Origin of the sequence: Motilibacter deserti, assembly GCF_011250635.1 — a bacterium.
GTDB classification, from domain to species: Bacteria; Actinomycetota; Actinomycetes; order Motilibacterales; family Motilibacteraceae; genus Motilibacter_A; species Motilibacter_A deserti.
On record NZ_JAANNP010000089.1, the window covers coordinates 1 to 7,389 of the forward strand.

At 75.6% G+C, this 7,389-nt stretch carries 7 protein-coding genes and 1 pseudogene; 4 read left to right on the forward strand and 4 right to left on the reverse strand.

What is annotated here, in order from left to right; all coding sequences use genetic code 11:
* Window positions 1-158: 158 nt before the first annotated feature.
* On the reverse strand, window positions 159-842 hold the full coding sequence (locus G9H71_RS19985; protein WP_166284547.1) for a response regulator transcription factor: 684 nt from the start codon (window positions 840-842) through the stop codon (window positions 159-161).
* Between the two features lie 158 nt (window positions 843-1,000).
* On the opposite strand from G9H71_RS19985, the gene G9H71_RS19990 reads away from it, so the two are divergent.
* Window positions 1,001-1,786, forward strand: a complete 786-nt coding sequence (locus G9H71_RS19990) for a hypothetical protein (protein ID WP_166284548.1) — start codon at window positions 1,001-1,003, stop codon at window positions 1,784-1,786.
* On the opposite strand, the gene G9H71_RS19995 is transcribed toward G9H71_RS19990, so the two are convergent.
* Both G9H71_RS19995 and G9H71_RS20000 read right to left on the reverse strand, forming a co-directional pair.
* The gene (locus G9H71_RS19995) at window positions 1,746-2,888 is read right to left on the reverse strand and encodes a PP2C family protein-serine/threonine phosphatase (RefSeq protein WP_166284549.1); all 1,143 of its coding nucleotides are present in this window, start codon (window positions 2,886-2,888) and stop codon (window positions 1,746-1,748) included. The two genes, G9H71_RS19990 and G9H71_RS19995, sit on opposite strands and share 41 nt — an antisense overlap.
* A gap of 59 nt (window positions 2,889-2,947) precedes the next feature.
* Window positions 2,948-4,159, reverse strand: coding sequence for a pyridoxal phosphate-dependent aminotransferase (locus G9H71_RS20000; RefSeq protein ID WP_196792309.1), 1,212 nt, complete (start codon window positions 4,157-4,159; stop codon window positions 2,948-2,950).
* Here G9H71_RS20000 and G9H71_RS20005 point away from each other — a divergent pair.
* From G9H71_RS20005 to G9H71_RS20015, 3 genes are all read left to right on the forward strand, one after another.
* Window positions 4,158-4,910 carry an SDR family NAD(P)-dependent oxidoreductase gene (locus tag G9H71_RS20005; RefSeq protein WP_166284551.1) on the forward strand — a complete coding sequence of 251 codons (753 nt, stop codon included), beginning with the start codon at window positions 4,158-4,160 and terminating at the stop codon, window positions 4,908-4,910. The two genes, G9H71_RS20000 and G9H71_RS20005, sit on opposite strands and share 2 nt — an antisense overlap.
* A gap of 31 nt (window positions 4,911-4,941) precedes the next feature.
* A complete protein-coding gene (gene pyrE, locus G9H71_RS20010) occupies window positions 4,942-5,478 on the forward strand; it encodes an orotate phosphoribosyltransferase (RefSeq protein WP_166284552.1) in 537 nt (178 codons plus the stop codon).
* Between the two features lie 110 nt (window positions 5,479-5,588).
* On the forward strand, window positions 5,589-5,852 hold the full coding sequence (locus G9H71_RS20015; RefSeq protein WP_166284553.1) for a hypothetical protein: 264 nt from the start codon (window positions 5,589-5,591) through the stop codon (window positions 5,850-5,852).
* A gap of 237 nt (window positions 5,853-6,089) precedes the next feature.
* On the opposite strand, the pseudogene G9H71_RS20020 reads toward G9H71_RS20015, so the two are convergent.
* Window positions 6,090-7,389: pseudogene (locus tag G9H71_RS20020) on the reverse strand (hypothetical protein); the annotation flags it as partial.

Here is a 7,389-nt window from a genome sequence, read left to right on the forward strand (position 1 = left end):
GGCCGCGAGCCGGAAGGGGCGCTGGTCGTCGACCACGAGCACGGAGACGTCGCCCGTGGGGGTGGAGGGGAGCGGGGACGTCATGACCTCATCCTGGCCGCCGCGTGCCCGGTCGGCCAGGGTGGGGACGCCCCGGCCGGGGTGGTGCCAGCCCCCCTTCAGCGCCCGGAGGCGCGGCTCGGCACGCCGCCGAGATAGACGAGGACCGCGCTGACCCGCCGGTTGAGGTCGCGCTCCTCGGTCAGCCCGAGCTTGGAGAAGATCGAGTTGGTGTGCTTCTCGATGGCCCGCTCGGAGAGCACGAGCGACGCGGCGATCGAGGCGTTGCTCTTGCCCTGCGCCATCTCGCCGAGGACCTCGAGCTCGCGCGGCGTCAGCGCGTGCAGCGGGGACTTCTCCGGCGCCCGGCTGGCCGTGACGAGGCGCTCGACGACCGTCGGGTCGATGACCGAGCCGCCCGCCGCGACCGCGCGGATGGCCGCCGTGAGCTCCCCGACGTCGGCCACCCGCTCCTTGAGGAGGTACGCCCGCCCGCTCGACCCGCCCTCCAGCAGGCGCAGCGCGTAGGCCGCGTCCGCGTGCTGGCTCAGCAGGACCACGCCCACCTGGGGCTGCTCGGCGCGCAGGCGCGCGGCCACCGCGATGCCCTCGTCGGTCCCGGTCGGGGGCATCCGGATGTCCGAGACGACGACGTCCGGCTTCTCCTGCGCGACCAGGTCGAGCAGCGACGGCATGTCCGTCGCGGTCCCCGCGAGCTCGAGCTCCTGGTCGAGCGCGACGAGCCGGGTCAGGCCCTGGCGCAGGAGCGCGTTGTCCTCGGCGAGCACCACTCGGATCGGCATCCGCACACCGTAGGCGAGCAGGCCGCCTCGGGGCGGGGGTACTCGCCACACATCCGGGCGGGCGGCCACCACGCCGCCGGACCGGCCGGGCAGCACCGTCGCCGGCGGGGGCGCGGCGGCGGGACGGTGATGGCCCCACCGACCCCAAGGAGCCCCAGATGTCCTCGCTCGGCAGCCTCGACACCGGCCGCATCGTCCCCGTCCCGGCGCAGCCCGCGCCCGCCACCGGCCCGGACACCAGCTTGGACAGCAGCCCGGCGCCGTCAGCCACCGCGTACGCCCCGCCGCGGCGCAGCGCCTGGGCCTGGTCCGGGCTGCTGGCCGGTGTGACCGGCACCGTCGCCACGGCGTTCACCTTCACCGATCCACCCGAGTCCGCCGTCCAGGGCGGCCCGGAGGCGGTGTACGCCGCGCTCGAGGGGCGCGGGCTGGTCCAGGCCGGCGCCTCGCTCGGCTTCGTCGCGGTCGCCGCCCTCGTCGTCTTCGCGGCCGGACTCGCCCGCCACGTCGCCGCCCGCGTACCCGTGCACTCGCTCGTCCCGGCGGTCCTGCGCACCGCGTTCGCGGGGGCGGTGGGCGCCCTGATCCTCGCGTTCTCGTTCAAGGCGATGCTCGCCGGCGGGATGCCCGGCGGCATCGACGAGAGCTTCACGACGAAGGAGGACGTAGCCTTCCTCGCCCTGCTGGTCAGCCAGGGCCAGTGGGTCGGCTGGATCGGCGTTGCCATCGCGATGGGCGCGAGCGCGTACGCCGCTCTCCGGCTCGGTGCCCTGCCGCGCTGGACCGGCGTCGTCGCAGCCGTGTTCTCGCTCTTCGTGGCGGGCTTCGTGCTCGTGCTCTGCCTGCCCTACTCGGCGGGGATCGTCGCGCCGGTGTGGCTCGTCGTGGTCAGCGTCGCGCTGCTCACGTCGCCGAAGGCCCAGCAGCCGCCCGTTCGGGGTTGACGCTGCTCCGGGTGCCCGACCGCACGGTCGCGACCTCGCGCCGCGAGGGCACGGGAGCAGGGGCGTACTCGATGAGCAGCAGCGCGAGGTCGTCGGTCAGCCGCCCGCCGACCGCCGCGCGCAGCCTGGCGACGACCTCGTCGAGGGCGGCCTCGAACGGCGCGTCGGCGAGGGTGCCGGTGACCTCGTCGAGGGCGACGAACGAGCCGTCCGCCGACCGGGCCTCGACGAGCCCGTCGGTGTAGAAGAGGACGCGGTCGCCCGGGCGGAGCTGCACGCGCTGCACGACGGGCGCCGCGCCCAGCCCGAGCGGGAGGGCCGGCTCGGCGGGCTCGAGCAGGCGGCGTACGCCTCCCGGCCCGACGAGCAGCGGCGGGGGGTGCGCGCAGTTGGCCAGCTCCAGCAGGCCCGCCGTCGACACCGACGCCAGCGCCGCGGTGACGAAGTCCTCCTCGCCGAGGTCGCGGGCGATGCGCCGCTCGATCGCCTGCACGGCGTCCGGCAGGGTGGCGGTGGTGAGGGCGGCGTCGCGGAAGGAGCGCAGCGTGGAGGCGGCGAGATGCACCGCGGCCAGCCCCTTGCCGCGGACGTCCCCGACGACCAGCCGGGCGCCCTCGGCCGTCTCGACCAGGTCGATGAGGTCCCCGCCGATCGAGGCCTCGTCGCTCGCCGACCGGTACGCCGAGGCGACGGCGAGCGGGCCGGTGATCGCCGGCAGCGGGGCGAGGACGGCCTTCTGCGCGACCTCGGCGACCCGGGTCATCTTCACGAGCCGGGCCTCCCGCGCCTCCCGCACGCCGGCGACCCAGGGCGCGAGCAGGGCGGCGAGCAGCACGGCTCCGACGCGGATCGGTGCGACGACGCCCGGGACCGAGTCCAGGAGGACGAGCACGAGAGCGCACGTGACGGCGAGCGCGCCGATCAGCGCCGTGCGGCGGGGCGACAGCAGGGCCCCGGCCATGAACGCCGGCACCGCGAGGGTCCCGCTGAAGTTGCGGTCCTCACCCAGGCCGAGGTCGGCGGAGGCCAGGGCGACCAGCAGCCCGAGGCAGACGACGGTCCAACCCCGTGGAGACGTCGCCCCCGACCCACTCACACGCATCAGGGGGTTCTTGACCGATTCCCGGGGGCTCAACCGTCTGTTGGTAGCCGCTTCGACACTCAGCGCAGCGTGGACAGCCGTTCGAGCGCGGCGTCGAGCACCTCGTCGCGCTTGCAGAACGCCCACCGGACCAGGTGGCGCCCGCGCGCCGGGTCCGCGTAGAACACCTGGCTCGGGATCGCCACCACGCCGCACCGGCGCGGGAGCTCGCGGCAGAACTCCACGCCGTCGACGAAGCCGAGCGGCCGGATGTCGGTGGTCGCAAAGTACGTCCCCGCGGGGACGTGCACGTCGAACCCGACCTCGCGGAGCCCGGTGCAGAGTCGGTCCCGCTTGGCCTGCAGGTCGTCGCGCAGCTGCACGAGCGGCGCGTTGCCGAGCCGGAGCGCCGCAGCGACCGCAGGCTGGAACGGCGCGCCCGAGACGTAGGTCAGGAACTGCTTGGCCGTGCGCACCGCGGCGACGAGCTCGGCGCTGCCGGTCACCCAGCCGATCTTCCAGCCGGTGAAGGAGTAGGACTTGCCGGCCGACGACACCGACACCGTGCGCTCGCGCATGCCAGGGAAGCTGACGAGCGGCACGTGCTCGCGGCCGTCGAACACGAGGTGCTCGTAGACCTCGTCGGTCATCACCAGCAGGTCGCGCTCAACCGCCAGCGCGGCGACCGCCGCCAGCTCCTCGCGCGTCAGCACGGCCCCGGTGGGGTTGTGCGGGGAGTTGATCAACAGCAGCCGGGTGCGGGGCGTCACCGCCGCGCGCAGGGCGTCGAGGTCGAGCACGCAGCCCGGCTGCTCCAGCGTCACCGGCACCAGCCGGCCGCCGGCCATGGCGACGCCGGCGGCGTACGAGTCGTAGAAGGGCTCCAGCGCGACGACCTCGTCGCCGGGCTCGACGAGGGCGAGCAGGGCGGCGGCGAGGGCCTCGGTCGCGCCCGTCGTCACGAGGACCTCGGTGTCCGGGTCCCAGCGCAGCCCGTAGCACCGCTCCTGGTGCTCCGCGATCGCCGTCCGCAGCTCGGGAACGCCGATGCCGGGCGGGTACTGGTTCACCCCGGACCGGATCGCCGCAACCGCCGCCTCGGCCACCTCCGGCGGCCCGTCGGTGTCGGGGAAGCCCTGGCCGAGGTTCACCGAGCCGGTCTCGACGCCGAGCCGCGACATCTCGGCGAAGATCGTCGTGCCCAGGCCGGACAGCCGGCCGGCGAGGAGGGGGCGCTGCGACACGGCTGCAGCTTCGCAGAGCCGGCCGCGGGCCTGACAGGCTTCGGCCATGAGCGTCGCACTCGTCACCGGGAGCACCGCCGGCATCGGGCTCGCCTACGCCCGCGCGCTGGCCCTGCGCGGCGTCGGGCTGGTCCTCGTCGCGCGCGACGCCGAGCGGCTCGCCCGCCGGGCGCAGGAGCTGCGGACGGCGTACGGCGTGGTCGCCGAGGTGCTGCCCGCCGACCTCGCGACGCCGCAGGGACTGCGCGACGTCGAGGCGCGGCTCTCGGACCCAGCACGGCCCGTGCGCTGGCTGGTCAACAACGCCGGCTTCGGGATCGGCCGGCCGTTCGGGGAGGCCGACCTCGCCGCCGAGGACCGCCAGCTCGACGTCCTCGTGCGTGCGCCGCTGCACCTGACGCGGGCAGCGGTGCCGGGGATGGTCGAGCGTGGCGACGGCCTGGTCGTGAACGTGTCGAGCGTCGCCGGCTTCGTCCCACGCGGCACCTACGCCGCGGCCAAGGCCTGGGTCACCAACTTCACGCTCGGCCTGCACGGCGAGCTCGCAGGCACCGGAGTGCGCGTGCAGGCGCTCTGCCCGGGGTGGACGCGCACGGAGTTCCACGACCGGGCCGGGCTCGACATGCGCTGGGTGCCGCGCACCATGTGGCTGACGGCCGAGCAGGTCGTCGAGGGCTCGCTGCGCGACCTCGCCCGCGGGCGGGTCGTCAGCGTGCCGGGGTGGCAGTACAAGCCGCTCCCCGCCCTCGCCCGTGCGCTGCCGCCGGCGGCCCTGGCCCGGATGATCGGCGGTCGCTGAGCTCCGGCCGGCGCTGGCTAGGCTGCGCGACGTGGCCGATCGAGAGCAGCTGCTCCAGCAGATCCAGAGCAAGGCGGTCGTGCACGGCCGCGTCGTGCTGAGCAGCGGGCGGGAGGCCGACTACTACGTCGACCTGCGCCGCGTCACGCTCGACGGCGAGGCGGCGCCCCTGGTCGGCAGCGTGATGCTCGACCTCACGGCCCACCTCGACTACGACGCCGTCGGCGGGCTCACGCTCGGCGCCGACCCCGTCGCGACCGCGATGCTGCACGTCGCCGCTGCTCGCGGGCGCCGGCTGGACGCCTTCGTCGTCCGCAAGAGCGAGAAGGCGCACGGCCTGCAGCGGCGCATCGAGGGCCCGGACGTCGCGGGCCGCCGCGTGCTCGCCGTCGAGGACACCTCCACCACCGGCGGCTCGGTGCTCACCGCCGTCGAGGCGCTGCAGGAGGCCGGCGCGACCGTCGTGGGCGTGGCCGTGATCGTGGAGCGCGGAGCACGCCCGACCGTGCAGGAGCGCGGGCTGGACTACCTCGCGGCGTACGAGCTCGCGGACCTCGGGCTCGGCTGATCCTTTGCGGCGCTGCCCGCCGGGGTAGCGTCCTGCGCGGCGGCCCGCGACGTACGGGGCCGCCCGCGTCACCGCATCGGCGGCGCGCTGTGAACGACAAGGAGAGACGCATGAGCCTGTGGGTCACCACCCAGAAGGGCAACCTCGTCAACGTCGATCAGTGCATCAGCGTCTTCGTGGAGTACGTCGAGGGCACCGACCTGCCGTACGCCGTGCGCGCCGACGTGGTCGCCGGCCCGGCGAACCCGCTGATGGGCATCGCACGCTTCGCCGACGAGGCGAGCGCCCGCGCGGCGGTCGACGCCATCCGGGCGCGGGTCGACGGCTCGACGTCCCGCCCGCTCGACTTCCGCGACGACCCGACGACCTGGTAGCCCGCGCGCCGGCGTCGGCTCTGCCTACGGCGGCTCTGCCTGCGTCGGACCTGCCTGCGTCGGCTCTGCCCCGCGGGGCCCCCGCGGCGCTCGTCGCGCGGTGATCACGGGACTTGGCGCACGACGCGCCGGTGTCGCTCGGCCAAGTCCCGTGGTCACGGCCGGATCCGGCCGCCGCGCCTCATTCCTCGAGCAGTTCGAGCAGTTCGAGCCGCGCCCGGGCGGTCGCGCCTGCGCTCAGCCGCGCAGCGCCCGCTCCGCCGCCGAGCCCACGGCGACGTACACCCGCAGGTGCCCCTCGGACCACGCCGGCACCCAGCCGTCCTGGGGGACGCGCGGGACCTCGCCGTACGGCTGCTCGACCCCGTCGGCCCCGGGCCGCGGCCGCAGCCCGGTCGGGCCGTAGCGGTCGTCGACCACGAGCACGTCGTCGGCCGGGTGCTCGTCGGCGACGATCCACGCGTGCGCGGTCTGCGGCCGTGGAGTCTCGGTCTGGTCCCACGGCCCCGGCAGCGGGTCGATCCGCCCGTCCCAGACGACCCCGCCGCCGGCCGGCTCGTAGCGGTAGTAGTCCAGCGTGCGCGCGAGCCGCTGGTCGATCAGCACCCCGCGCGCGTCGGTCGCCACGAGGAAGTCGCGCAGCCGCCCCCACGTCGCCTCCTCCGGCCGGGCCTCACGAGCGAGGTCGACGGTCGGCAGCGCGTACGCCACGAGCGCCACCAGCGCCCCCGCGGCGACCAGGGCCGAGCGCAGGGCGGGCGGGCGTACCCACCGGAGCAGGGCCTCGGCCAGCAACGTGGCGGTGGCCGCGGCCCCGACCGCCGCGGCCGGGAGCAGCGGGATCCAGTAGCGCGCGAAGTAGAGCCGCAGCGACGGCGTCTCCGGCTGCAGCACGCCGCCCATGAGGGTCAGGCAGAGCCAGAAGCAGGCGACCCACAGCGCCGGCACCGCGAGGTCGCGGCCGCGCCGCAGCAGCGGGCCGACGAGCAGTCCGGCGACCGCGAGCCCCGCGGCCCAGGCGACGAGAGCGCCGTACGTCGCCGCCGGCACCGTCGCCCCCGGCCCGGTCCACCCGGTGAACGCGTGCCACAGGCCGATCCACGCGTCGTGCCGCGTCGACGCCTCGGGCAGCTCCTGCCCGTGCGCCGACGCCTCGGAGAACCGGGCCAGCGGGTCTCCGTAGACGTACGCCCCGTTGGCCAGCTCGAGCCCGAGGCAGGCCGCGGCCGGCACTCCGACCCAGATCCAGCGCCGCCACGGCAGCCGCTGGAGCAGCCCGGCGGCGAGGAACGCCGGGAAGGCGAAGACGACGTACTCCTTGCAGAGGTACGCCCACCCCAGCGCGAGCCCCGACAGCACGAGCGGCGCGGTGCCGCGCCCCGGCCGCCAGCCGGGAAGCCCGCGCGAGCGGCGCGCGCCGGCGACGAGCAGCGCGAAAGCGAGGGTGAGGAAGGCCGCGGACGGGATGTCCGGCAGCAGCAGCCAGGAGGTGAGGTAGGAATCGGTGTCGACGAGCACCGGGCAGGCGACGACCGCG

Excerpts from the sequence above, each read along its gene's own strand:
- G9H71_RS19985 (WP_166284547.1), bottom strand. The coding sequence starts at position 842 with ATGCCGATCCGAGTGGTGCTCGCCGAGGACAACGCGCTCCTGCGCCAG.
- G9H71_RS19990 (WP_166284548.1), top strand. The coding sequence starts at position 1,001 with ATGTCCTCGCTCGGCAGCCTCGACACCGGCCGCATCGTCCCCGTCCCG.
- G9H71_RS19995 (WP_166284549.1), bottom strand. The coding sequence starts at position 2,888 with ATGCGTGTGAGTGGGTCGGGGGCGACGTCTCCACGGGGTTGGACCGTC.
- G9H71_RS20005 (WP_166284551.1), top strand. The coding sequence starts at position 4,158 with ATGAGCGTCGCACTCGTCACCGGGAGCACCGCCGGCATCGGGCTCGCC.
- G9H71_RS20000 (WP_196792309.1), bottom strand. The coding sequence starts at position 4,159 with ATGGCCGAAGCCTGTCAGGCCCGCGGCCGGCTCTGCGAAGCTGCAGCC.
- G9H71_RS20015 (WP_166284553.1), top strand. The coding sequence starts at position 5,589 with ATGAGCCTGTGGGTCACCACCCAGAAGGGCAACCTCGTCAACGTCGAT.